We start from the raw sequence: 24,210 nt of genomic DNA, 5'->3' as shown, positions 1-24,210 counted from the left end.
CTTTAGCCCTCCGCTCCTACTGCCGCCGGGGCGGCCTCTGCGCGTGCGCCACGACGCGGGCGGTCGCTGTCACGGCGGTCGGGACGCGACGACTTCTGGTTCGCCTGCTCGCGCGCGAGTTCCTTGTTGGTGATGTCGCCCTTGTAGATCCACACCTTCACGCCGATGCGGCCGAAGGTGGTGCGGGCCTCATAGAAGCCGAAGTCGATGTTCGCACGCAGCGTGTGCAGCGGAACGCGACCCTCGCGGTAGAACTCGGAGCGGCTCATCTCAGCGCCACCGAGGCGGCCGGAGACCTGAATCCGGACACCCTTGGCGCCGGCGCGCTGGGCGCCCTGCAGGCCCTTGCGCATCGCGCGGCGGAACGCCACACGTGCGGAGAGCTGCTCGGCGATGCCCTGCGCGACGAGCTGGGCCTCGGCCTCGGGGTTCTTCACCTCGAGGATGTTCAGCTGGATCTGCTTGCCGGTGAGCTTCTCGAGGTCGGTGCGGATGCGCTCGGCCTCGGCTCCACGGCGGCCGATCACGATGCCGGGGCGCGCGGTGTGGATGTCGACGCGGACGCGGTCACGCGTGCGCTCGATCTCGATGCGAGCGACGCCGGCACGGTCGAGCGAGGTGCTCAGCAGGCGACGGATCCTGACGTCCTCGGCGACAAAGTCGCTGTAACGCTGTCCGGGCTTGGTGCTGTCGGAGTACCAGCGCGACACGTGGTCGGTGGTGATTCCGAGGCGGAAGCCGTACGGATTGACTTTCTGTCCCATTACTTCTTTCCTGCCTTCCTGGCAGCCTGTGCCACGTCGGCCTCGCTTGGCGTCGCCAGCACAACGGTGATGTGGCTGGTGCGCTTGAGGATCTTGAACGCGCGGCCCTGTGCACGCGGCTGGAACCGCTTGAGCGTCGTGCCCTCGTCAACGTACGCGCTGGCGATGAACAGGTCGTCCTCGTTCAGGTACGTGTTCTCGTTGTCTGCCTTGACCCGTGCGTTGGCGACCGCGGATGCGACCAGCTTGTACACGGGCTCGCTCGCTGCCTGCGGTGCGAACTTCAGAATCGCGAGTGCCTCTGTTGCCTGCTTACCGCGGATCATGTCGACGACGCGGCGAGCCTTCATGGGGGTCACGCGGATGTGTCGCACTCGTGCGATCGACTCCACCATTTCTCTACCTCCTTGCGCCACCGCGGTTAGCGGCGGCGACCCTTCTTGTCGTCCTTCACGTGTCCACGGAAGGTGCGGGTGGGGGCGAACTCTCCGAGCTTGTGACCCACCATGGTCTCGGTGACGAACACCGGGATGTGCTTGCGACCGTCGTGCACCGCGATCGTGTGGCCAAGCATGGCCGGGACGATCATGGAGCGGCGTGACCAGGTCTTGATTACGTTCTTGCTCTTGGCCTCGTTCTGAGTAACGACCTTGCGAAGCAGGTGATCGTCAACGAAGGGGCCCTTCTTGAGACTGCGTGGCATCCTCTACAACTCCTACTTGCGCTTCTTGCCGACGGTGCGACGACGGACGATGAGCTTGTCGCTCTCGAGGTTTGGCTTGCGGGTACGGCCCTCGGCCTGACCCCACGGGGTGACCGGGTGGCGACCACCGGAGGTCTTACCCTCACCACCACCGTGCGGGTGGTCGACCGGGTTCATTGCGACACCGCGGACGGTCGGGCGAACGCCCTTCCACCGCATCCGGCCAGCCTTGCCCCAGTTGATGTTCGACTGCTCGGCGTTGCCGACCTCGCCGACGGTGGCGCGGCAGCGCGCGTCGACGTTGCGGATCTCGCCGGAGGGGAGACGGAGCTGCGCGTACGGGCCATCCTTGGCGACGAGGCGAACCGACGAGCCGGCAGAACGGGCGAGCTTGGCGCCACCGCCCGGCTTGAGCTCGATCGCGTGCACGACGGTACCGACCGGGATGTTCTTCAGCGGCAGGTTGTTGCCCGGCTTGATGTCAGCCGACGGACCCGACTCGACGATGTCGCCCTGCTTCAGCTTCTCCGGCGCGATGATGTACCGCTTGGTGCCGTCGACGAAGTGCAGCAGCGCGATGCGTGCGGTGCGGTTCGGGTCGTACTCGATGTGAGCGACCTTGGCGTTGACGCCATCCTTGTCATTGCGCTTGAAGTCGATGACGCGGTACTGGCGCTTGTGGCCGCCACCGATGTGACGCGTGGTGATGCGGCCGGAGCTGTTGCGGCCACCCGTCTTCGGGAGCGGACGCAGCAGCGACTTCTCCGGGGTCGAGCGGGTGATCTCGGCGAAGTCTGCCACCGAGGAGCCGCGACGACCTGGCGTCGTGGGCTTGTACTTGCGAATAGCCATGTTTCTCTTCCTTCAGCCCTAGCCGACAGCCGTGAAGATGTCGATTGAACCGGACTTGAGGGTGACGATCGCGCGCTTGGTGTCCTTGCGCTTGCCGATCCCGAAGCGGGTGCGGCGCGTCTTGCCCTTCTTGTTGAGCGTGTTGATCGACTCGACCTTGACGCCGAAGATCTTCTCGATCGCGAGCTTGATCTCGGTCTTGTTCGAGCGGGGGTCCACCTCGAAGGTGTACTTGCCCGCATCGATCAGGCTGTAGCTCTTCTCCGAGACGACGGGCGCGAGGATGACGTCGCGCGGGTCCTTATAGGTGGCGCTCATGCGCTGGCCTCCTCAGTCTTGTTCGCGGTCTTCGCGGCGACGAACGACTCGAACGCTGCCTTGGTGAAGACGATGTCGTCGCTCACGAGCACGTCGTACGCGTTGAGCTGGTCAACGGGCAGGACGTGAACGGTGGGCATGTTGCGCACGCTCTTGTAGCCGAGCTCGTCGTCTCGCTCGATCACGATGAGCACGTTGCGGCTCGAGGTGACGGTGTCGAGCAGCTCCGAGACGACCTTCGTCGACGGGGTGTCGCCGACCACGAGGGACTCGATGACGTGGATGCGCTCGCCACGGGCACGGTCGGAGAGTGCTCCGAGCAGTGCTGCGGCGATCATCTTCTTGGGGGTGCGCTGGTCGTAGTCGCGGGGCTTCGGTCCGTGGACGATGCCACCGCCGCGGTGCTGCGGCATGCGGACGGAGCCCTGACGGGCACGACCGGTGCCCTTCTGCTTGAACGGCTTAACACCGGAGCCGGAGACCTCGCCACGGCGGAGCGTGGAGTGGGTGCCCTGGCGGGCGGCGGCGCGCTGGGCGACGACGACCTGGTGGATCAGCGGAACGTTGGTCTGGACGTCGAAGACCTCGGCCGGAAGGTCGACCGTGCCGGCCTTCTTGCCCTTGGCGTCGACGACGTCGAGCGTGTGAGCTGCGGCCATGGTTACGCCCCCTTCACTGAAGTGCGAACGAATACGATGCGGCCGCGAGCGCCGGGAACGGCACCCTTGACCAGCAGGAGGTTCTTCTCGGCGTCGACGGCGTGAACCGCGAGGCCCTGCACCGCAACGCGCTCGCCACCCATGCGGCCGGCCATCTTCTTGCCCTTGAACACGCGGCCCGGAGTGGCAGAAGCGCCGATCGAGCCGGGCTTGCGGTGGTTGCGGTGAGCACCGTGCGATGCGCTGACACCCTGGAAGTTGTGGCGCTTCATGGCACCGGCGAAGCCCTTGCCCTTGCTGGTGCCGACGACGTCGACCTTGGTGCCGGCCTCGAAGGTGTCGACCGTGAGCTCCTGGCCGAGGCTGTACTCGGCGGCGTCAGCGGTGCGAATCTCGGTGAGGTAGCGGCGCGGGGTCACGCCCGCCTTGGCGAAGTGGCCTGCGCTGGGCTTGTTGACCTTGCGCGGGTCGATCTGGCCGTAGGCGATCTGCACGGCCGCGTAGCCGTCGATATCCTCGGTACGCAGCTGCGTCACGACGTTCGGGGCGACCTCGATGACCGTGACCGGGATGAGCTTGTTGTTGGAATCCCACACCTGGGTCATGCCGAGCTTGGTGCCGAGCAGACCCTTGATGGTCTTGTTAGTGGCGGTAGCCATGTTCTCTACAGTCCCTATCCAGCTCAGAGCTTGATCTCGATGTTGACGTCAGCGGGCAGGTCGAGACGCATGAGCGAGTCGACGGCCTTCGGAGTCGGGTCGATGATGTCGATCAGGCGCTTGTGGGTGCGCTTCTCGAAGTGCTCTCGGCTGTCCTTGTACTTGTGAGGGGAACGGATCACAGTGACCACGTTCTTCTCGGTCGGAAGCGGCACTGGGCCGACAACCGTCGCACCCGCACGGGTGACCGTGTCGACGATCTTGCGCGCCGAGCTGTCGATGACCTCGTGGTCATACGACTTCAGTCGGATGCGGATCTTCTGTCCCGCCATAGCCTGACTCTCTCTCTGTTGTACGGGCGCATCCGGGAACCGGATGAACCTGTGCAGCTGAAAGCACTTCTGCTTTCGCACCACTGTTTTTCTGTCACACGCCCGGCGATTCCACCGGACGCAACGTCATTTCACCGACCCCCGCGCTCGGGCGTGTCGCCCTCGCTGGACACACGTGTCACCACGGATCTTCGAGTGTCGGTTTTGTTGTTCTGCTACCCGCGGCCTAGGAAACGTGTCCTATGCACTGCCTGGATAGTGATTCGCCCACCTGCGCGGTGAAACGAAATGTTGAACTAGAAGAGTTTGCCACAACCCGGCATTTGCTGCAACCCGGGCGTGTCGCCGACTCCGCTTCACTCACTGTACCCCTCGCGCCTGCATGCCAGGTCCGGACTTCCGCCCCCACTGTGCCCATTCACGCCCGTTCCGGACATCCGCGCCCCGCCCGGACGGCCGCCTCCCTGCTCCGCAGCGCGCCCGTTCCGGACATCCGCGCCCGGCGCACCTGTCGCCCCTGTCCGGAGCTGCCGCGGTCCGCCGCAACTGCGCGCCGCCGACCCCTCCTCCACACCGCATTACAAGAACGTGCCTGAGGGGCGTGCGAGCTTCGCCAACCCTCGCAGAATTGCTGCCGGCACGACCTTGCTCGTCGCCGGGTTCGATTCGTGCGGCAGGTTGGATACCGCGAACCGATAACTGCCGGCGCTCCCCCGTGCGGCGATCTCGTGTGTGGTCAGCTCCGCATTCGGGTCAGCGATCATGGTCACCCTTGTCCGTTCCCACTCCCCGGTGGCGACCGCGAGCGCTACCGCCACATTCAATGACTTCGGGAACAGGCGAATCGCGTCCTCGACCCCTCCGCTGAAGACCGTAGTCGGTTCATCGCTCCCCCTAAGCGCTTCCGCCTGTGCCGCGTCCATCCAGGGCTGCACCAGCGTTCGGGCCTTCTTCGTGGTCGTGAGTTCGATCGAGTCCAACCCACCGCCGAAAGCGGCCGCGCTCAGAATGTCGAGCCCGCCAATCGCCCCCGTGGTCAAGTACAGGGCCCCCGGGCCCTGTAGCAGCCTGGCGCGGACGTCAGCATCCGCAAGCGCTCCGATCGATGCGACGAACAAGTCTGTACCGGATGCGATGATGCGCGGACCGTGCTCAGTCACCGCGGCGGTGCCCGCGCACTCGACGACGATGTCGCTGACGGTCAGCGCGTCGTCCAAGGACAGGCTCTGGTGAGGGTGCGTGCCGGCGCTCGTCCGTGTGATCACGCCCGCCAGCCGAGCTCCCTCCACAGCACCCGCCGCAAGCGAGTTCGAGACGCTGGCACCGATCGCGCCGTATCCGAGAACCGCCACGTTCAACGTGCTGCCGCTTGTCCACCCGCCTGGTTTCGTCACCCCGCCAAGCTACCCTGCCGGTCGAGAGAGGCGATGGGGTCAGGGCAGGAGTCGGATGCGGAGCCGCGGTAGTCCCGCATCGTCCAGCAGCTCGCGCAGCTCCACCGGGTTCATCGCCTCCTTCCAGCCCCAGCGCACGAAGCGGCGGACATGGCGGCGCACATCATCCTCGCGAAGCTTTTCGTTCCACAGCTTCTCCTCGGGCGTGAAGCCGCCGAGGTACTGCTCGCGCTCGTATTTAGCTCGCCCGTCGAACTCCCCAACGACCGAATGCTCGGGCCAGTAGAAGTCCGTGTAGATATCGCCGCCGGAGCGGTTGGTGAAATGCGCTTGAAGCTCCGGCTCCGGAAATCCGAGCTCATGCATGACGACGCGACTCAGCGACTCCCCCGGCGAGTCAGAGAGCTCCGTGGCGAACTCGAGCACCCGTTGTGCGCGTCGCATGTTGCTGAAGGGCAGCATCCCCGTGAACTCCGCCCACAGCTCGTCACGGCTCGTCAGGGGCGCCCGCGCCCGGATCGCGAAATCCGCAGCGGCTACGGCGCTTCTGAACGAGGCGGTGGTAGCGAGATCAATCACTGTGCGCGGCACGTTGGTCACGAGCATCCCGTCGACCTCGATGCGCGACGCCGCTGGCACGACACCCGCGTGCCGACGGACGCCGTTGCGTGACCGGCCACCCGCGGCGGGCTCGATCGTGATGTGCACATCGCTCATCCACGAGTCGAGCGACGGGAGTCCGAGGATGGCCGCGGCCGAATGGTGCGACAACAAGGGCAGCTCTTCCGTGGCACGTGCGACCGCCTCGCAGCGTAGCCGGTAGCGCTCCTCGGCCGTCAGCGACTTCCATGGGCCGTTGAAGTACACGCCACGGCGCAAGCGCACCGCGGTGCCGCGCTCCGCCGCGCGTCGCAGGCCGCGGTCGTCGATCCCGTGGCTGGCCAGGTCCCGGACGAAGATCAGTCCCGGCGGAATGTCGAGTTCCATCCGCCCAGTGTCGGGGCGGTGCGGCGCATCGGCGTCAGACGGCCGGCATCCGTGCTTGGGGCGAGGAAGACGCGGGGTGTGGAGGAGAGGAGGGCGGCGCGCAATTCCGGCGGTACGCGCCACCTGCGGACGGACGCGCCCGGTGCGCGGGTAGCGGATGTCCGGAACGGCGCGGCACCCAGCATCCGGAAACGCAAGAAGGGCCGCACCCTCAGGTGCGACCCTTCTCGACGTTGTTCGAAAGAACTACTTGACGATCTTCGTGACCTTGCCGGCGCCGACGGTGCGGCCACCCTCACGGATCGCGAAGCCGAGGCCCTCTTCCATGGCGATCGGCTGAATGAGCTCGACCGTCATCTCGGTGGTGTCACCGGGCATGACCATCTCGGTGCCCTCGGGCAGCGTGATGACGCCGGTGACGTCCGTGGTGCGGAAGTAGAACTGCGGACGGTAGTTGCCGTAGAACGGGTTGTGACGGCCACCCTCGTCCTTGGACAGGATGTACGCGGTGCCCTCGAAGACGGTGTGCGGCGTGACCGAACCCGGCTTCACGACGACCTGGCCGCGCTCGACGTCCTCGCGCTTGGTGCCACGGAGGAGCAGACCACAGTTCTCGCCGGCCCAGGCCTCGTCGAGCTGCTTGTGGAACATCTCGATACCGGTGACGGTCGTCTTCTGGGTCGGGCGGATGCCGACGATCTCGACGTCCGAGTTGATCGCCAGGGTGCCACGCTCGGCACGGCCGGTGACGACGGTTCCACGACCGGTGATCGTGAAGACATCCTCGATCGGCATGAGGAACGGCTTGTCGCGGTCACGAACCGGGTCCGGGATGTTGTCATCCGCGGCCTGGATCAGGTCGAGCACGCTCTGGACCCACTTCTCGTCACCCTCGAGAGCCTTGAGGCCCGAGACGCGGATGACCGGTGCGTTGTCACCGTCGAAGTCCTGGCTGGACAGCAGCTCGCGAACCTCGAGCTCGACGAGCTCCAGGATCTCCTCGTCGTCAACCATGTCCGACTTGTTGAGTGCGACCATGAGGTACGGAACGCCGACCTGCTTCGCGAGCAGAACGTGCTCGCGAGTCTGGGCCATCGGGCCGTCGGTGGCGGCGACAACGAGGATCGCGCCATCCATCTGGGCTGCACCGGTGATCATGTTCTTGATGTAGTCGGCGTGACCAGGGGCGTCAACGTGTGCGTAGTGACGCTTCGGGGTCTCGTACTCGACGTGCGAGATGTTGATCGTGATGCCGCGCTGGCGCTCCTCAGGAGCAGAGTCGATCGTCGCGAAGTCACGCGGAACGTTGACATTTGACGGGTACTTGTCCGCGAGCACCTTCGAGATTGCTGCGGTGAGCGTCGTCTTGCCATGGTCAACGTGACCAATCGTTCCGATGTTGACGTGCGGCTTAGTCCGCTCGAACTTGGCCTTAGCCACTGTGGTCCTCCTCAGGACTCTCGCGTAAAAGCTCCGGACACGGGTTTGTGCCCGGCGACTCTACTGGGATGTGTATTTATGTTACGGGATAGCGCCCCGCGGTAATTAACCGTCCGAGCTTAGCGAAGAATCAGGTGCTACTCGCCCTTGTTCTTCTGGACGATCTCGTCGGCGACCGCGCGCGGCACCTCAGAGTAGCTGTCGAACTGCATGGAGTACACCGCACGGCCGGAGGTCTTCGACCTCAGGTCGCCCACGTAGCCGAACATCTCGGACAGCGGAACCAGCGCAGTGACCACCTTTACGCCCGTCGCATCCTCCATCGACTGGATTTGGCCACGACGCGAGTTCAGGTCGCCGATGACGTCACCCATGTATTCCTCTGGGGTACGCACCTCGACTGCCATGAGCGGCTCGAGCAGAACGGGGTTCGCCTTGCGAGCAGCCTCCTTGAAGGCCATCGATCCGGCGATCTTGAACGCCATCTCCGAGGAGTCGACGTCGTGGGCCGCACCGTCCAGCAGTGTGGCCTTGATACCGACCATGGGGTAGCCGGCGAGCACGCCCACCTGCATGGCATCCCGGATGCCCGCATCCACCGACGGGATGTATTCCCGCGGCACGCGACCACCGGTGACCTTGTTGTCGAACTCGTAGATCGTGTCTCCACTGACCTCGAGCGGCTCGAGCGAGATCTGCACCTTCGCGAACTGACCGGAGCCACCGGTCTGCTTCTTGTGGGTGTAGTCGTGCTTGTCGACGACGCGACGGATGGTCTCGCGGTAGGCGACCTGCGGCTTGCCGACGTTCGCCTCGACGTGGAATTCACGCTTCATCCGGTCAACGAGGATGTCGAGGTGGAGCTCGCCCATGCCCTTGATCAGGGTCTGGCCGGTCTCGGCGTCCTGCTCGACGCGGAACGTCGGGTCCTCTTCCGCCAGCTTCTGGATGGCGGTGCCCAGCTTCTCCTGGTCGGCCTTGGTCTTCGGCTCGATCGCGACCTCGATGACGGGCTCAGGGAAGGTCATCGACTCGAGCACGACCTGGCTGTTCGGGTCGCTCAGGGTGTCACCGGTGGTGGTGTCCTTGAGGCCGATCACCGCGTAGATGTGCCCGGCGCTCATCGCGTCGACCGGGTTCTCCTTGTTGGCGTGCATCTGGAAGATCTTCCCGATGCGCTCCTTCTTGCCCTTGGTCGAGTTGGTGACCTGAGCGCCCGAGTCGACGTGACCGGAGTACACGCGAACGTAGGTGAGGCGACCGAAGAACGGGTGAACGGCGATCTTGAAGGCGAGGGCCGCGAACGGATCGGTCGAAACCGGGTGCCGCTCGATGGCCTTGTCCTCGTCGCGCGGGTCCATGCCCTTGATCGCGGGAACGTCCAGCGGGTTGGGGAGGTAGTCGACGACCGCGTCCAGCATCGGCTGCACACCGCGGTTCTTGAACGCCGAGCCACACAGTACCGGGTAGATCTCGCTGTTGATGGTCAGCTTGCGGATCGCCGCCTTGATCTCCTTGACGCTGAACTCTTCGCCGGAGAAGAACTTCTCGAGCAGTGCCTCGTCGGTCTCGGCGACCGTCTCGAGCAGCTTCTGACGGTACTCCTCGGCCTTGTCCTTCAGGTCGGCCGGGATCTCCTGCACCTCGTACTTGGCGCCCATGGTGACGTCACCCTTGGAGTCGCTCTCCCACACGAGCGCACGCATCTCGACGAGGTCGACAACGCCGACGAAGCCGCTCTCCGCGCCGATCGGCAGCTGCAGCACGAGCGGCTTTGCGCCGAGGCGCTTCACGATGGTGTCGACGGTGAAGTAGAAGTCGGCGCCGATCTTGTCCATCTTGTTGACGAAGCAGATGCGGGGGACCTCGTACTTGTCGGCCTGACGCCAGACGGTCTCGGACTGGGGCTCGACGCCCTCCTTGCCGTCGAACACCGCGACCGCGCCATCGAGCACGCGGAGGCTGCGCTCCACCTCGACGGTGAAGTCGACGTGGCCGGGGGTGTCGATGATGTTGATCTGGGTGTTGTCCCAGAAGCAGGTGACGGCGGCGGACGTGATGGTGATGCCGCGCTCTTGCTCCTGCTCCATCCAGTCGGTGGTCGCGCCACCGTCGTGGGTTTCGCCGAGCTTGCGGTTGACTCCCGTGTAGAACAGGATGCGCTCGGTCGTCGTGGTCTTACCGGCGTCGATGTGCGCCATGATGCCGATGTTGCGGACCTTGTTCAGGTCGGTGAGCACGTCCTGTGCCACAGGGGGGTTTCCTTACTGTTGAGGTTGGGTCTTCGGATGCTGGGGCCGGGCGCTGCCGGAGCCCGAGACGGGCTCCATGCTGGCCGGCGGGGAGGCCACGAAATGGCCTCCCGCTCAGCTCCAGCGCGCTGTTACCAGCGGTAGTGCGCGAATGCCTTGTTCGACTCGGCCATCTTGTGAGTGTCCTCACGGCGCTTGACTGCTGCGCCGAGACCGTTCGAGGCGTCGAGGATCTCGTTGGTGAGACGCTCGGTCATGGTCTTCTCGCGGCGGGCCTTGGCGTAGGTGGTGAGCCAACGCAGCGCGAGCGTGTTCGCGCGGTGCGGCTTGACCTCGACGGGCACCTGGTAGGTGGAGCCACCGACACGGCGGCTCTTGACCTCGATGGTGGGGCGCACGTTGTCGAGCGCCTTCTTCAGCGTGACGACAGCATCCGCACCGGTCTTGGTGGAGACGCCTTCGAGCGCGTCGTAGACGATGCGCTCAGCGAGGGCCTTCTTGCCGTCGAGCAGGATCTTGTTGACGAGCTGGCTGACGATGGGGGCGCCGTATACCGGGTCGCTGACCACGGGGCGCTTGGGGGCCGGTCCCTTGCGAGGCATTACTTCTTCTCCATCTTCGCGCCGTAACGGCTGCGAGCCTGCTTGCGGTTCTTGACGGCCTGGGTGTCCAGTGCGCCGCGAACGATCTTGTAGCGAACACCCGGGAGGTCCTTCACACGACCGCCGCGCACGAGCACCATCGAGTGCTCCTGCAGGTTGTGGCCTTCACCGGGGATGTACGCGGTGACCTCGGTGCCGTTGCTCAGCTTGACACGGGCGACCTTGCGCAGCGCCGAGTTCGGCTTCTTGGGGGTCGTCGTGTAGACGCGGGTGCACACGCCGCGCTGCTGGGGGTTGGCCTTCAGGGCCGGCGCCTTGGTCGTGACGACCTTGGGGTTCCTGCCCTTGCGGACCAACTGCTGAATGGTTGGCACTAACTGACTCCTTGGGTATAGATTCTCGCGATATTCGTTTGGTTTGGGTCTTCGTTATTCGCTTCTCTTTGCTGGAGACCCGACCCACCGGCTGCACGCAAGAAACTCTTAGTACCGCTGGTTGGGAATGCTGTGGGGTTTGCATCGCACGCTGGGCGCGACTCTCAAACCGGCTTCGCAGTGTGTGCTCGAATCAGCACAGAAGTTTCGCGCACGACGAAACGCACGCCAGAAAAGAATACCCGGTCGGCCTACGCCGGTCAAATGACCGCATGTGCTAGCGCGCGCGAGAATTCACCAGCCTGAACACGGGCAGCAGCAGGATGAACAGTGTCGCGATGACGCCGGAGCTGATCACGAACGGGCTGAGCAGGTAATTGCCGAGGAACACGATGAACGCGGGCAGCCTCCCGGTCACGATCGCGTACATCACGGCGCCCGCGAGCGTGCTGAGCAGGTAAACCCCGAGCCCGGTTACCAGGGCCCGCGCGACGGGGAGGCCGCGGGCCCGGTCGGGACGCAGTCCGCCCAGCATCGCGAAGAACATGATGACCAGCGCCGTGCCGGTCATCGCAATCCCGACGAGCGGACCGGCATCCGGTTCGGACACGACATCGCGGTCGGTGAGCACGCTGATGATGCCGTAGGCGGCGACGAGCACCGCCCCGTACAGCACGGTCGTCATGACCGCGACGGACAGCCCCCGCGAGAACGGCTGCGGATCAGGCCGCGTTGAGTCGTTCAAGCTCGGCCTGCCGTTCGGCCGATTCGCGCTCAAAGTCTTCGCGCGCTTGCACGTTGCGGTCCTTTACCTTGCGCCCGCGCGAGCTGATGATCGCGCCCGACCAGATCGCCACCTCGCGGGCGAGGATCGCCGCGATGATCAGGAAAGCGCTGGAGGCGGAGCTGGCGAATGCCGTCGCCGCCTCGCCGGCGGACTGGGTCAGAGCGCCGTCCAGCAGCATCCGGATGCCGATGGAGCCCAGGTAGACGACCGCAGCCACGAGGAACGAGCCGATCACCCAGCTCCACCAGGCGGCGCGGTTCGCGATGAGCGCGTAGAGGATCATCGCGACTAGGAAGACGAGCACCGGGATGTAGAACAGCGGCGACACCAGGAAGTCTCGGTAGAGGTTGGTGAAGTCGCCGGCGCTGACGATGAGGATGGTCAGGGCCGATAGGGCCGCGTAGAGCAGCGCGAACGCGATGGTGGCGAGTGCGGCGATCAGGACGCCGAAGCCGCGATTGCCCTGGGCGCGCGGCGGAACCGGAGCCTGCACGTACACCGTGCGCACCGCCGGCGCGACCGGTGGTGTGATCGGCGGTGGGACGGGCGCGGCCGCCGGCTCGTAGGCGACCGTGTCGGTGTCGTACTGTCTCGTGCCTGAGCCGTCGCTTGCGCTCAGGTCGTCGGCGTAGACCGCGTCGGCGCTGGTGCTGACCTTGTCGTCGCGGTAGTCGGCTGGCTCGACGAGCTGTTCCGGCTCGCGGTGGTCCGCGTGGACCGCCTCGGCGTTGGCATCGTCAGCGTAGGCATCGTCGGAGTGTCTGTCGTCGGCAGCTTGGTCGTCCGACGCCACTCCTCCTTCGTCGACCACGTAGACGTGCGACCCGGTTCCGGTGTCCTCGTCGACGTAGGCGGTGTCGGTGTCCTCGACCCCGCCCGTCGCCTGGTCATTGTCGTGCAGCGGATCGTTTTTCTCGCCAGCCATCCGGCAGCCCCTCTCGACGCGTTGTCCTACCCCCAACAATAGGGGTCAACGAGCGATGGAAATCGATCATTCATTGATTTCCAAGGCGGCCCTGCGGTCGGGCAGCACGTAGACGAGCCCTTCGAGAGTTGTCGTCGTCTGCTCGCCGGCGATGACAACATCCAAGTCGGTCACCAAGTAGAGCCTGTTGCCCGATTGCACCATTTGGGTGAACAGCAGAGTCGCGTCACGTTCGCCTCGCACGGAGACGGAGATGGGAATGGAGACCATCCCGGTACTGCCTACCGTGGTCGTTTCTGCGGCGGTTGTCGTCTCAGTTACCGGAGCATCCGGATCAGCCGGATCGGTTGCGGGGATCACGTCTCCCTTGCCAGCAAACGCGGCGGGGATATCCGCTCGAATTGACGTGATCTGCACCCCACTGCTCGTGGCAATGGCGTTGAGCTCGCCAAGCAACGTGGAGATATCGGCGTCGCTCGGGATGCTTCGTGACAATGCCGCCAGCTCGGTCTCGAGTTCGGGAAGGCGCTTGTCCAATTCCTTGAGCTCCACAAGCTTGGCTTCGTAGGCGCGGTTCACTTCCTCCACACCCGCGCGATCCGCATCAGCGGTTCGCGCCTGTGCCAATTGCGGGTCGACTCCGAGGAACCATCCCAATGCGAGCACCGCACCGATCACGAGGACCGCGGCGACCGTCATAATCCGTGACCGATTCATTCCTCGACCTCCGCATCCTTTGACTTTTCCGGAGCTTTCGCGTCTTCGAATCGAAGGGCATAGGCGTCGGAGTTCACAAGCAGCTTGACGCTGACCGCGTAGCCACCACCGTTCTCTGATACTTCCACGGGAGGTGCAACCCCGGCATACGCCGTCACTCCGGCCAGACGGTTGAGCCAGGCCTCGATGTCGGGCACGGTTTCGCCGACGACACCGATGGTCACCGATGCGACCCAGCCTTGTTGAAGCGGAATGTCCTGCACCGGCAGTTCCTCAACGGGGGAGATCGAGTCGATCACCACGGACACGACGGTGACTCCTTCGGGCAGAGTCGTCTCGATCTCTGCGAAGTATGCCTTCCAGTCGATCTCTGTCGCAGCGCCCTGCCTTTGTGCCTTCACAATGTCATCGATCTGGCCCGCAGTCTCGCGAGCGAGACTGTACTTGGCCTGTTCGCTGACTAGTTCGTCGGTTCGTGCCTGCTCGATCACCAGCGCTGTTTGGCTCGCGAGGGATTGCCCGAATGCGTACACCGAACCGACCGCGGCAACGCCGATAGCGGCAATCACGCCGTACACCAGATAGCGGTTGCGGCGTCTGTCGCGCACCGCTTGCCGAACCTCGCGCGGAAGCAGATCCGCGCGTGGGACTCCGCCTATGACGAGTTCTTGTTCCTTCTTCTGCTTGCTCATGAGCCGCTCCCCAACGCCAGCCCGACGGACACTGCCATCGTCGCCGCGACGGCCGGTTCAGGTGCCTGATAACCCCTGGCAGTTCCCACCTTCTGGAACGGATTGCCAAAGTCGACGGGAGTTCGCGTCATCTCAGCCAACACTGCGATGATCCCGCGGAGGCGCGCTCCGCCTCCTGTGAGAGTGATTCGGCCGATCTGCACGTTGGGTCGAGAGTTCGCAAAATAGTTCAGGGTGTTGCGGATGCTGTAGAGCAACTCACCTGAGAGTTCGAATACCGCTCTGGCGATTTGCTGCTGCTCTGCGGTGATGCCGGCAGGATCCATCCCGATGGTCCGCTTCAGGCTCTCGGCTTCGGTCACATCGACTTCGAGTTGCGCCGCGAGTCCGCGAGTGATTGCGTCACCTCCGATCGGGATGATACGCACGAATTGAGGAACGCCACCCGTGACAAGCACGATGTTGGTCGTCACCGCCCCGATGTCGATCAGTGCGCTGGTCTCGGGTGTTGTCGTTCCGACAGCGCGCTGCATCGCGAACGGGATCAGGTCGACGTCAACGGGCGAAAGTCCGGCTTCCTTGAGCGCCGCGATATTCGCTTCGATGCCCGACTTGACGGCCGCAACCAGGAGTCCGGTCAGTACCGGCCCGTGCTCCCCTTGCCCTTCTGAAATCGGGTAGAAGTCCATCAGCGCGTCATCCACCGCAACTGGAAGAAGGTCCTGCACGTGCATCGGCAGAGACTCCCGGATGAGAGCGCGAGACTGGCGGGGAATCGTCAGGTCGCGAGCAAGCACCTTTTGATTGCCGATGCCGATAGCCACCTCTTTGGTCTTGAACCCGGCGTCGATCCAGAGTCGACGTAGCAGAGTCGCCACGGTGTTCGTCTCGATCACTTCACCGGCGTCAACCACGCCTTCGGGAATCGCCACCTCGCGGTAGCGAACCACTTTCGGCCGTGCCTTGTCCGGGTCCTCGAGCTCCACCGCCCTCAGCATGGTCTGGCCTATGTCCAGGCCAACGATTCGTTTCGGCATTGATCCCCCTTATTGCAGTCCGAACAGCGCGAGATAGCCAGAGAACACCGGCGCTCCCGCGAAAATACCTACCCACGCCCCAACGAGCATCCACGGGCCGAAGGGTATGGCGGTCCGGCGGCCCGCCCTCCGCACAACGACGAGTATGACACTGAACAGCCCGCCGAGAAGGAAGGCAGCGAACGAACCCACGGCGAGTTCTTCCCAGCCAAGCCAACCGAGATAGATCCCGAGCACTCCCGCTAGTTTGACGTCGCCCAGCCCCATCCCGCCGGGGTACAGCAACGCCATGAGGAGGTAGGCAACGAACAGAATCGCACCGCCGGCTGCAGCGGTGAGCAGCCTGACCGGGTCGCCGACGATGAGCGCTGCGGCCGTCAATAGGACCGCGGCGACCACGTACGACGGCAGCACGATCACGTTCGGAAGAAGGCTCGTCTCGAGGTCGATGGCGGTCAGTGCGATGCTGACCGCGGCAAGGTAAAGGAACGCCGCGAGCACCGTAATGGTCGCTAGCCAGTCGTGCAGGGTTGCCGGCTCAAAGTTCGCCAGCGCCCAGATTGCAACTCCACTGAAGAAGACAGCGGTTCCAAGTTCCACAAGCGGATAGCGGAGCGATATGGCTGCTGAACAATCTCGGCAACGCCCCCTCAGCACGAGCCAGGAGACGATCGGGACGTTATCCCAAGGCCGGATAGCGGATCCGCACGAGCCACACGCGCTTCGGGGCGCGATCACCGACCGCCGTTGGGGCACGCGGAAGATGACGACGTTGAGAAAAGATCCAACGGCCGCCCCCAGCAACCCCGTCAGCGCGGCGATCACGCTATCCGATCTCCCTCATGCTGACGAAGTCGCCCAGCTCCGCCCCGGTCTGGACCGGATTAGTGAGTCCGTTCGACAGGTCGATACCGGTCACCCCAACCGGCACATAGACGAGTGAGGCCTGTTGCCTGAACTCTACTTCGCCCCCGTACATCTGCCCGCGGAAGCCGTCGCGTTCGCTGTAGACCTTGCACGGCGTATAGAGCATCGCGGCCATGTTTGTGGAGAAGTTAGCCTCGTTCGTGAGGGTGATGTTGCCCGTGAGTGATCCGGGGGGGTTGCAGGTCGGCAGGCCGTCGGGCGCGAAGTCGGGCACCAGGAAAGTGAGGTTCCGAGTACCTGTCGAGGTGAAGTAGAGCTTGTCGAACTTGAACTCGTGAGCGACAAAGACAATGTCTGCATTGAGCTGCACGGAGTTCATGCTGTTGGCCGTCGTGACCGCAGTCGTCGGACATTTGTCCAGGAAATTGATCACCGTGGGAGTGGTGTATCCGCTGATGCTTTCCCAGGGCGAGTTGTTCTTCGCGATCGAGCAGGAGCCTGTCCAGTTAACAATGTTGAAGCCCTGAGCTGTCCAGAAGGCGGGGTCCCAGCCGATGTCCGTCCAATCGGGGATGTTCGGTGCGGGCACGCTGCCGCCTGAGGTTGCGAGCGCGGCGTTGTAAGAACTGTTGGTGATGTTCAGCGAACCGGTCGCGCGAATCGAGCCGCCGATTGTGCTCTTGTTGATCGACACGTTGCCGTTGACGTGCATTGATCCTCTGACGTCGCACATGTCCAAGTGGGCGTTACCGTCACCCATGATGAGGTCGCCACCAATACGTGCGCCGTTGGTGCAGGTGAGGTCGCCGTGCTTGATCATCACGGACGTGGCGACACTGGCGTCGACTGTGTCCAGCTGGAACTTCTTGAACACACCCTTGATGTCGTGCGCGTACACGGCTGCGCCAGCAATCGGAACGTAGGCGATGATGGGTTCCCACTTGTAGATCGCCTCGACGCTGACACTGTCACCGCTCGTGCTCCCGGCTACACCTGGATCTTGAGCGAAGCCGGTGGACGTGATGCGGATGTGCGTCGCGTCGTCGGTTGGGCATCCGTCGGTCCACGAGCCACCGCCATCACGGGTGTGGGCGACCAGCGCGGAGTAGCTCGGCGTGGCCGCAGCGGCCCAGGTACCACCGGCAAGCGAACATCCGTTGGTCGCTTGCATGCCGGCGATGGCGACGTCGAGCCCGGACTCGGCGGCCGCGAGAGACTGCACACTGGCTCGCGCCGAGCTCGTCGTGGCCAGGGCGTTGATTGTCGAGCCGGTCACCGTTATTCCGATGATCGCCGTAACCGCCGTCATGCCAAGCACGGCAACCATGGCTGCGCCGCGTTCATCCGTGCTGCGCTTGAGGAGCGAGTTCAGAAACATAGTGTTGCAACCTCCGTTGGCGGTGCCTGCTGTCGACTTACTGCACTGGTCTCAATCAGTAGCGGCGAACTGTCGCCGGTATCAAGTTCGAGCGCTAGGTTCGCGGAAAGTCCAGTGACGCTGAAGGCTGGCCTCGCGCCGACCTCGGCGACGCCCGTTGCTAGCAGCGTCCAGCCCTCGGCGTCCGCATGGCTTCCTGGAATCGGGATGGCGCTCGGGGATCTGGTTGTACGAAGCTCGCCGTTGCCGAAGTACCACGCCTCGCAATGAGCCGTCGCGGGCGATGCCAGAGCGTCATCGACTATCAACGCTCGCATCACCACGCTGTCGGGCGTCGGCGTCGAGACCTCGAGTTTGCTCGCCATCCGGACACCCCGTGTGACCGACTGCGCGACAAGCTGCCCGGTATTGCTGGCCTGGGACGAATCGCGGACGATGCGCTCCGCGGTCAAGGAATTCACGAGCATCCCGCCGACGATGGAGAGGATTAGGACGCTCAACATGGCGTAGATGATCAGCTCGACCAGAGTTATGCCGCGTTCGTCTCTCATGGGGTCACGACCGCCTGAGTGCCGACGTACACGAGTGTGACCGCTTCGGCGAGACGGTCAAGGGGCTTGCCCTGCTCGGTTACCCACACATCGACCTGCACGACGCCGGGGAAGGTGGCCGGGCAGGCGCCTACGGTCACGTGCGGTTGATAGATCGTGCCTCTGGCGTCGGTCGTCGCGGGTGGTGTCACGTCGTCGAACGCCGCCACTGTGTCGCAGTCCGGCGTCAGAGCTCGCACCTGGTCGAGCTGCGCTGCGACAAGCTGGCTTGCGGTTGCGGTCGTCGTGTTCGTGACAGTGATCTGCATGGATTTGATCAGCGTCGGCAGAAAGAACACCGCCAGCAACGCGAGAAGAAACATCGAGACCATGATCTCGATGAGGCCGAAACCAGCTTCCGACGAAGTGGGATCGTGCGTCTCGTTACTGTTCACTCGGATCCCCCTTCCGAACGAATGCGGATAATGCGTCCACTGGGGCGCACCCGCGGGCACGCCCCAGTGGAATTCACACTTGCTTGCTACCTAGCCAGCGACCTGACCAGCAGAGCAGCCTGCCGTAGTGCCGGTCTTGCCCTTCACGCCACCCTTGTCATCGACAGCGAAGGTCGTGCCGTTGGAGTCGTGCTTGCCGGTGATGCAGAAGCCGTTCGCACCACTGCCTGGGTTCAGGGTCAGCTTGACGCCGTCGCTGCTGAACTTGTTGACAATGTCCGTTGCGGTTGCACCCGCGGCGGTAGGCCAGCCATCCTGCTTCACCATCTCAGCGACGAGCTCGGTCTTGGCGTTGTTCAGAGCGGAGACGACGGCGCTGTCGCGCGCGCCTTCCTGCTGGCCGAGGAACACCGGGATGGCGATCGCGGCGAGGACGCCGATGATGATGACGACCACGAGGAGCTCGATCAGGGTGAAGCCCTTTTCGTTGTTCTCGAGTCGTTCGCGCTTCTTCTCAAGCGAGCGATTGATTGCAGTCAGCATGATTTTCCAATCCTGTTCAGTGACTTCTGTGGACAGGTGGCCCCCAAAGGATTAGCCCCCACGTAAACCTTGACAGATGCTGTGAACCCTTTACTAGCCCGCGAATGGGGTTTACGGTGCGCGACCTACCCCCAATTAGCGGGACAGAGCTTCCGTCATACAAGTTCGAAGATGTTGAAGACCGGCAGGTACAGGGCAACAATCATTCCACCCAGCACTACGCCCATGAACGCGATCATGAGCGGCTCGATCAGGGCGGTTAGCTGTTCTGTCGTCGACTCGACCTCCTGGTCGTAGAAGTCAGAGATCTTGGCAAGCATCGTCTCGAGTGAGCCGGAATCCTCACCAACAGCCATCATCTGCACGACCATGGACGGGAATACCGGCTGTTCGGCCAGCGGTGCTGCGATGGTCTTTCCCTGACGCACGGAGTCTCGGACCTGCTTGAGGGACTCCTCGATGACCCAGTTGCCGGAAGTTGCACCGACGATGGTGAGCGACTGCATGATCGGCACACCGGACTTCATCATGGTGGAGAAGTTTCGGGTGAATCGTGCGATGGCGATCTTTGTCATCAGCGGGCCGAACACCGGAAGCTTGAGCTTCCAGGGGTCGACCACCTTCCGTACCCTCTCCGTGTTCTTGTTCTTGCCCCACCAAACCGAGAACACGACAATGGCAACGAGCAGCACTGGCCCGAGCCAGACCATGATGTCCGACATCCACACGAGGAACATCGTCGGGAGGGGAAGCGTTCCCCCGAGGCCCTCGAACATCGCCTCGAAGACAGGAACGATGAAGATGAGCATCGCGACGACGGCGAGAAGAGCCATGATCAACACCACGACGGGATACGTCATGGCGGACTTGATGGTGCCCCGAAGTTTCACTTCCGACTCGTAGTTTTCCGCGAGTGAGAGCAGCGATCCCTCTAGGAAGCCGCCTGTCTCACCGGCGCGCACCATGTTGATCATGAGCGGTGGGAACACTATCGAGTGGCGGGCCATCGCCTCGGACAACGACGCACCCGCCTCTACGTCGATGCGAATCCTGTCCAAGGTTGCGGCAAGTTTCGGGTTCTCACTTTGCTCGGTGAGGATCGTGAGTGTCCGCATGAGCGACAGTCCAGCCGAGATCATCGTCGCCATCTGACGCGACATGACCGCGAGGTCCTTGAGATCAACCTTCTTCTCGAAAAGCGAGCCGAAAGAGATCTCCTGGTTGAGACCCGTGCCGCCTTCCTTGACCTCGGTCGGCGTGATGCCCATGCCGCGCAGGCGCGAGTTGACCGCGGCCTCACTCGTTCCGTCGAGCTTGCCCTTGACCGGCTTGCCTGCTGCGTCGCGTCCCTTGTATAGGTAGGTGGTTACTACCGCGGCCACTACAGCCCACCGCCCGCGAAGCTGTCGCCGAACCCGAACTGGCCGGGGCCGGCGTCATCGCGACGGATGAGCCGCTTGAGTGTCTCAGGGTCGTGGCACTTGTCGTAGGCGGCCTTGATGGTGATCTTGCCCTCGTTCGCGAGGTCGGCCAGGTGCTGATCCATCGTGAACATGCCGAGCTCACGGCCGGCCTGCATAGTCGAGTGGATCTGGTATGTCTTGCCCTCGCGGATAAGGTTCGCAACCGCGGGGGTAGCCACCATGACCTCGGTCGCCACCACACGACCCTTGCCGTTGGCCGACTTCACGAGGGTCTGGCAGACGACACCCTGGATGGTCGCCGCCAGCTGTGCACGCACCTGTCCCTGCTGGTGCGGCGGGAAGACGTCGATGACACGGTCGATGGTCTGCGGCGCATCCTGGGTGTGCAGCGTCGCGAAGACCAGGTGACCGGTTTCCGCCGCCGTCAGGGCGACCGAGATGGTCTCCAGGTCACGAAGCTCACCGATCAGGATCACATCCGGGTCCTGACGCAACACGTGCTTCAGCGCGTTGGCGAAGCTGTGGGTGTCGCTGCCGACCTCACGCTGGTTGACCAGCGCCTTCTTGTTCTGGTGCATGAACTCGATCGGGTCCTCGACCGTCACGATGTGGTCGGTGCGGGTGCGGTTCACCAGGTCGATGAGCGCGGCGAGCGTCGTCGACTTGCCGGAACCGGTCGGTCCGGTGACAAGCACCAAGCCACGCGGCAGCTCGGCGAAACGCGCGACGGTGTCCGGAACGCCCAGCTGTTCGAGACGCTTGATCTCGGTCGGAATGATACGGAACGCCCCGCCGATCGCGGCGCGCTGCTGGTAGAAGTTCACACGGAAACGAGCCTGCTCCGACACCGTATACGCGAAGTCGAGTTCGAGGTTCTCGTCGAACGCCTTGCTCTGGTGTGGCGAGACGATGCTGCGCAGGGCGCGCGAGACACGCTCGGCGCTCCACACTTCTGCACCCTCGACCGGACGCAGCGCACCATCGATGCGGATCATCGGCGGCGCGTTCGAGCTCACGTGGAGGTCGGATGCACCGCTCGAGAGCACCAGCCGAAGCGCTGCGATCAGGTCCGGGTCGGCCTGGTCGGGCGAGGGGATCGACGGGTCGAGCGGCGTGAAGTCGGCTTCCTTCTGGAGGAAGTCGTCGGTCGAGTCGCCGGCGTCAGCCGCGAGGTCATGGACCCTCGTGTCAGCGGTGTTGGCCGCGAGGTCATGGACCTTCGTATCGGCCATGCTCGGTTCCCCCATTCCCGAACCATAGTCAGGAAGGTCGTACACCGGGCTCGGGCTCGCCGGAGCGGCTGATGGCTCGGCAACGGGCACGGGCACGGATGGCGCGCTGTACGCCGGTGAGGGTTGCGTGGGCGCGGCCGGTGCGGGCGGCGGGAACGCAGGCGGAGTGTAGGTCGCGGCCGGCTGCGGGGGTGCCGGCTGCGGAGGAGCCGTCGTCGAGAAGGTCGGTGCCGCGAGCGGCGAGGTGGAAACCGGCGGCGGAGGCGGCGGCATGTACCCGACCGCAGGGGTGCTGCCCGGCGGGATCACCGGCGGCGCCATCGGAGGCAAAGGAGCGGCAGTCGACGGAGGAGGCGGCATAGCGCCAGCAGGCGGCGCAGGCGGAATGGGCGTGCCATCCGGCCCAAGCATGGGCGGAGGAGCGGTCTCGTAGGGCGACGCGATTCCACCACCCATGGCGTTTCCGCGGCGACGCAAGTCGCTCGGTTCGTCCACGATCGGAATCTCGTGTACCGGCTTGTCCATGGTGGTTCCCCCTGTTACTACGTGTGTGTTCGCCCGATCAGGCGACCACCCTCAAGATTTCTTCGACGGACGTCAGGCCCAGCTTCGCCTTTTCCCAACCGTCCTCCCGCAGCGTCAGCATCCCCTGCTCACGTGCGGTGCGGGCGATCTCGGCAGCGGACGACCGGTCGACGGCGTGCCGTTCGATCTCCTCGGTGACGAGCATGACCTCGTGAATCGCAACACGGCCGCGGTAGCCGGTGCCGGAGCAGTACTGGCATCCGCCCGGGTGGAACAGCGTCGGGATCTGCTGGGTCGGGTCCATCACGAAGCGCATGGCCGACAGTTCGACCGGGTCAGGCTGGTACGGCACTCGGCAACGGTCGCACAGGCGACGGGCCAGACGTTGCGCGACGACAGCATCCAGCGCGGAACCGACCAGGAACGGCTCGATGTCCATCTCGGTCAGACGCGTCACCGCGCTTGGGGCGTCGTTGGTGTGCAGCGTCGAGAGCACGAGGTGGCCGGTGAGCGCGGCTTCGATCGCGATCTGAGCCGTCTCCTGGTCACGGATCTCACCGATCAGCACGACATCCGGGTCGGAACGCAGGATCGACCGAAGCGCACTCGCGAACGTGAGGCCCGCCTTCACGTTCACCTGCACCTGGTTAATGCCCGGCATCCGGTACTCGACCGGGTCCTCAACCGTGATGACGTTGATCTCCGGCTTCGCGACCGCGTGCAGCGTGGTGTACAGCGTCGTCGACTTACCGGAACCCGTCGGACCGGTGACCAGGATCATGCCGTACGGCTTGGTGAACGACGACTGGTAGGCGCTCATGTTGCGATCGAGCATCGTCAGGTCGGCCAGCGACCGCTGCGCACCGGAGGTGTCGAGGATACGCATGACGACCTTCTCGCCCCACACCGTGGGCAGCGTCGCGACACGAAGGTCGATCTTGCGGCCGCCGTGGCTGACCGACATGCGGCCGTCCTGCGGCTTGCGACGCTCGGCGATGTCGATGTCGCTCATGATCTTCAGGCGGGAAATGACGCCGTTGGTGATCGTGCGCGGTGCGCGCTGCATCTCGTGCATAACGCCGTCGATGCGGTAGCGGACGATCAGCTCCCGCTCGGCCGGCTCGATGTGGATATCGGATGCGCGGTCCTGGATGGCCTGGCTGATCAGCAGGTTGACGAAGCGAACGATCGGCGCGTCATCCTGCGACGGCTCCTGCGGGCCCGCGAGCGCGACGTCCGTCCCTGCGGTCTCGTTCTCCTCCTCCAGAGCGGAGCGGAGTTCGTCGAGTTCCCCATCGGCACGGTGGTAGCGGTCGATCGCCGCGAGCAGATCGCTCTTCTCGGCAACCACCACGCTCACGCGCATCCGAGTCGCCGTGCGCACATCGTCGACCGCGAAGACGTTGCCCGGGTCGACCATGGCGAGCGTCAGGATGTCCTCGGCCAGCGCGATCGGGATGACCTCGTGCCTGCGGCACAGCGCCGCGGGGACCATCGAGACCGCGGTGCGGTCGACGGGGTACTCGATGAGCTCGACGAACGGAAGGCCGGCCTGGGCGGCACGCGCCGACGCGACCTGCGCCTCGGTGAGCACGCCCTTCTCGACGAGCATCCGGACGGACTGCTCTTCCTCGCCCCAGCCATTCGGAACCGAGTCGAGGCTCTCGATGGGCATGACGCCACGCAAAATGAGAATCTCCGTTAGAGATGCCACTGGTACTCCCCCAAGCCCCCTGCGTACTATCCGCCATTGACCAGTCGG

The 24,210-nt window shown here is 64.2% G+C and carries 28 protein-coding genes and 1 pseudogene; 1 reads left to right on the top strand and 28 read right to left on the bottom strand.

From position 1 onward, the window contains the following. Positions 1 to 2: 2 nt before the first annotated feature. From rpsC to IRG63_RS05470, 27 genes and pseudogenes are all read right to left on the bottom strand, one after another. Entirely contained in the window at positions 3 to 764 is a 762-nt protein-coding gene (rpsC, locus tag IRG63_RS05595) for a 30S ribosomal protein S3 (protein WP_168626210.1), read from the bottom strand. Then, the gene (gene rplV, locus IRG63_RS05590) at positions 764 to 1,159 is read right to left on the bottom strand and encodes a 50S ribosomal protein L22 (protein ID WP_168626209.1); all 396 of its coding nucleotides are present in this window, start codon (positions 1,157 to 1,159) and stop codon (positions 764 to 766) included. The genes rpsC and rplV overlap by 1 nt, the downstream gene beginning before the upstream one ends. A 26-nt stretch (positions 1,160 to 1,185) precedes the next feature. Continuing rightward, positions 1,186 to 1,467, bottom strand: a complete 282-nt coding sequence (gene rpsS / locus IRG63_RS05585) for a 30S ribosomal protein S19 (protein WP_168626208.1) — start codon at positions 1,465 to 1,467, stop codon at positions 1,186 to 1,188. Positions 1,468 to 1,479: 12 nt separating this feature from the next. Beyond that, positions 1,480 to 2,319, bottom strand: a complete 840-nt coding sequence (rplB, locus tag IRG63_RS05580; RefSeq protein WP_168626207.1) for a 50S ribosomal protein L2 — start codon at positions 2,317 to 2,319, stop codon at positions 1,480 to 1,482. Between the two features lie 18 nt (positions 2,320 to 2,337). Beyond that, positions 2,338 to 2,637, bottom strand: a complete 300-nt coding sequence (gene rplW / locus IRG63_RS05575; RefSeq protein ID WP_168626206.1) for a 50S ribosomal protein L23 — start codon at positions 2,635 to 2,637, stop codon at positions 2,338 to 2,340. Further along, positions 2,634 to 3,296: a 50S ribosomal protein L4 gene (gene rplD / locus IRG63_RS05570; protein WP_168626205.1), complete on the bottom strand. Its 663-nt coding sequence runs from the start codon at positions 3,294 to 3,296 to the stop codon at positions 2,634 to 2,636. The genes rplW and rplD overlap by 4 nt, the downstream gene beginning before the upstream one ends. A 2-nt stretch (positions 3,297 to 3,298) precedes the next feature. Beyond that, positions 3,299 to 3,955 carry a 50S ribosomal protein L3 gene (rplC, locus tag IRG63_RS05565; protein WP_193509448.1) on the bottom strand — a complete coding sequence of 219 codons (657 nt, stop codon included), beginning with the start codon at positions 3,953 to 3,955 and terminating at the stop codon, positions 3,299 to 3,301. A gap of 23 nt (positions 3,956 to 3,978) precedes the next feature. Next, positions 3,979 to 4,287 carry a 30S ribosomal protein S10 gene (gene rpsJ / locus IRG63_RS05560; protein ID WP_168626203.1) on the bottom strand — a complete coding sequence of 103 codons (309 nt, stop codon included), beginning with the start codon at positions 4,285 to 4,287 and terminating at the stop codon, positions 3,979 to 3,981. A gap of 578 nt (positions 4,288 to 4,865) precedes the next feature. Beyond that, positions 4,866 to 5,681: an aspartate dehydrogenase domain-containing protein gene (locus tag IRG63_RS05555; RefSeq protein WP_193509447.1), complete on the bottom strand. Its 816-nt coding sequence runs from the start codon at positions 5,679 to 5,681 to the stop codon at positions 4,866 to 4,868. 39 nt (positions 5,682 to 5,720) lie between these two features. Continuing rightward, the gene (locus IRG63_RS05550) at positions 5,721 to 6,668 is read right to left on the bottom strand and encodes a type IV toxin-antitoxin system AbiEi family antitoxin domain-containing protein (RefSeq protein WP_193509446.1); all 948 of its coding nucleotides are present in this window, start codon (positions 6,666 to 6,668) and stop codon (positions 5,721 to 5,723) included. Positions 6,669 to 6,914: 246 nt separating this feature from the next. Then, positions 6,915 to 8,108: an elongation factor Tu gene (gene tuf, locus IRG63_RS05545; protein ID WP_168626200.1), complete on the bottom strand. Its 1,194-nt coding sequence runs from the start codon at positions 8,106 to 8,108 to the stop codon at positions 6,915 to 6,917. Positions 8,109 to 8,245: 137 nt separating this feature from the next. Then, positions 8,246 to 10,360 carry an elongation factor G gene (gene fusA, locus IRG63_RS05540; RefSeq protein ID WP_168626199.1) on the bottom strand — a complete coding sequence of 705 codons (2,115 nt, stop codon included), beginning with the start codon at positions 10,358 to 10,360 and terminating at the stop codon, positions 8,246 to 8,248. A 131-nt stretch (positions 10,361 to 10,491) separates the two neighbouring features. Beyond that, positions 10,492 to 10,962 (bottom strand): 30S ribosomal protein S7, encoded by a 471-nt coding sequence (rpsG, locus tag IRG63_RS05535; protein ID WP_168626198.1) that lies wholly within the window; start codon positions 10,960 to 10,962, stop codon positions 10,492 to 10,494. Then, positions 10,962 to 11,336, bottom strand: coding sequence for a 30S ribosomal protein S12 (rpsL, locus tag IRG63_RS05530; protein WP_168626197.1), 375 nt, complete (start codon positions 11,334 to 11,336; stop codon positions 10,962 to 10,964). Before rpsL ends, rpsG begins: the two co-directional genes overlap by 1 nt. Before the next feature lie 277 nt (positions 11,337 to 11,613). Continuing rightward, a complete protein-coding gene (locus tag IRG63_RS05525) occupies positions 11,614 to 12,081 on the bottom strand; it encodes a DUF6121 family protein (protein WP_168626196.1) in 468 nt (155 codons plus the stop codon). Continuing rightward, positions 12,059 to 13,048, bottom strand: coding sequence for a hypothetical protein (locus IRG63_RS05520; protein WP_193509445.1), 990 nt, complete (start codon positions 13,046 to 13,048; stop codon positions 12,059 to 12,061). The genes IRG63_RS05525 and IRG63_RS05520 overlap by 23 nt, the downstream gene beginning before the upstream one ends. 66 nt (positions 13,049 to 13,114) lie before the next feature. Next, the gene (locus IRG63_RS05515; protein WP_193509444.1) at positions 13,115 to 13,747 is read right to left on the bottom strand and encodes a type 4a pilus biogenesis protein PilO; all 633 of its coding nucleotides are present in this window, start codon (positions 13,745 to 13,747) and stop codon (positions 13,115 to 13,117) included. A gap of 14 nt (positions 13,748 to 13,761) precedes the next feature. After that, positions 13,762 to 14,457, bottom strand: a complete 696-nt coding sequence (locus IRG63_RS05510; RefSeq protein ID WP_168626193.1) for a hypothetical protein — start codon at positions 14,455 to 14,457, stop codon at positions 13,762 to 13,764. Then, complete coding sequence (gene pilM / locus IRG63_RS05505) at positions 14,454 to 15,494, bottom strand: type IV pilus assembly protein PilM (RefSeq protein WP_168626192.1); 1,041 nt, start codon at positions 15,492 to 15,494, stop codon at positions 14,454 to 14,456. The genes IRG63_RS05510 and pilM overlap by 4 nt, the downstream gene beginning before the upstream one ends. Before the next feature lie 9 nt (positions 15,495 to 15,503). After that, positions 15,504 to 16,094: an A24 family peptidase gene (locus IRG63_RS05500; RefSeq protein WP_370566192.1), complete on the bottom strand. Its 591-nt coding sequence runs from the start codon at positions 16,092 to 16,094 to the stop codon at positions 15,504 to 15,506. 21 nt (positions 16,095 to 16,115) lie between these two features. Further along, positions 16,116 to 16,250 (bottom strand): annotated as a pseudogene (locus tag IRG63_RS14045) (prepilin peptidase); the annotation flags it as partial. 70 nt (positions 16,251 to 16,320) lie between these two features. After that, a complete protein-coding gene (locus IRG63_RS05495) occupies positions 16,321 to 17,739 on the bottom strand; it encodes a hypothetical protein (RefSeq protein ID WP_168626190.1) in 1,419 nt (472 codons plus the stop codon). Continuing rightward, on the bottom strand, positions 17,730 to 18,290 hold the full coding sequence (locus IRG63_RS05490) for a type II secretion system protein J (protein ID WP_168626189.1): 561 nt from the start codon (positions 18,288 to 18,290) through the stop codon (positions 17,730 to 17,732). The genes IRG63_RS05495 and IRG63_RS05490 overlap by 10 nt, the downstream gene beginning before the upstream one ends. Continuing rightward, positions 18,287 to 18,724: a prepilin-type N-terminal cleavage/methylation domain-containing protein gene (locus IRG63_RS05485; protein WP_193509442.1), complete on the bottom strand. Its 438-nt coding sequence runs from the start codon at positions 18,722 to 18,724 to the stop codon at positions 18,287 to 18,289. The genes IRG63_RS05490 and IRG63_RS05485 overlap by 4 nt, the downstream gene beginning before the upstream one ends. 90 nt (positions 18,725 to 18,814) lie before the next feature. Beyond that, positions 18,815 to 19,267, bottom strand: coding sequence for a type IV pilin protein (locus IRG63_RS13970; RefSeq protein ID WP_304505263.1), 453 nt, complete (start codon positions 19,265 to 19,267; stop codon positions 18,815 to 18,817). Between the two features lie 155 nt (positions 19,268 to 19,422). Beyond that, complete coding sequence (locus IRG63_RS05475) at positions 19,423 to 20,649, bottom strand: type II secretion system F family protein (RefSeq protein ID WP_193509441.1); 1,227 nt, start codon at positions 20,647 to 20,649, stop codon at positions 19,423 to 19,425. Beyond that, on the bottom strand, positions 20,649 to 21,923 hold the full coding sequence (locus IRG63_RS05470; RefSeq protein WP_193509440.1) for a type IV pilus twitching motility protein PilT: 1,275 nt from the start codon (positions 21,921 to 21,923) through the stop codon (positions 20,649 to 20,651). The genes IRG63_RS05475 and IRG63_RS05470 overlap by 1 nt, the downstream gene beginning before the upstream one ends. 271 nt (positions 21,924 to 22,194) lie before the next feature. Between IRG63_RS05470 and IRG63_RS05465 the strand changes: the two genes are divergently transcribed. Next, positions 22,195 to 22,356 (top strand): hypothetical protein, encoded by a 162-nt coding sequence (locus IRG63_RS05465; protein WP_193509439.1) that lies wholly within the window; start codon positions 22,195 to 22,197, stop codon positions 22,354 to 22,356. Between the two features lie 129 nt (positions 22,357 to 22,485). On the opposite strand, the gene IRG63_RS05460 is transcribed toward IRG63_RS05465, so the two are convergent. Beyond that, positions 22,486 to 24,123, bottom strand: a complete 1,638-nt coding sequence (locus tag IRG63_RS05460) for a GspE/PulE family protein (protein WP_193509438.1) — start codon at positions 24,121 to 24,123, stop codon at positions 22,486 to 22,488. Between the last annotated feature and the right edge of the window lie 87 nt (positions 24,124 to 24,210).

This window comes from Cryobacterium sp. BB736 (genome assembly GCF_014980265.1).
Taxonomy (GTDB): Bacteria; Actinomycetota; Actinomycetes; order Actinomycetales; family Microbacteriaceae; genus Terrimesophilobacter.
This window is presented reverse-complemented; position numbering and strand designations above follow the sequence as displayed.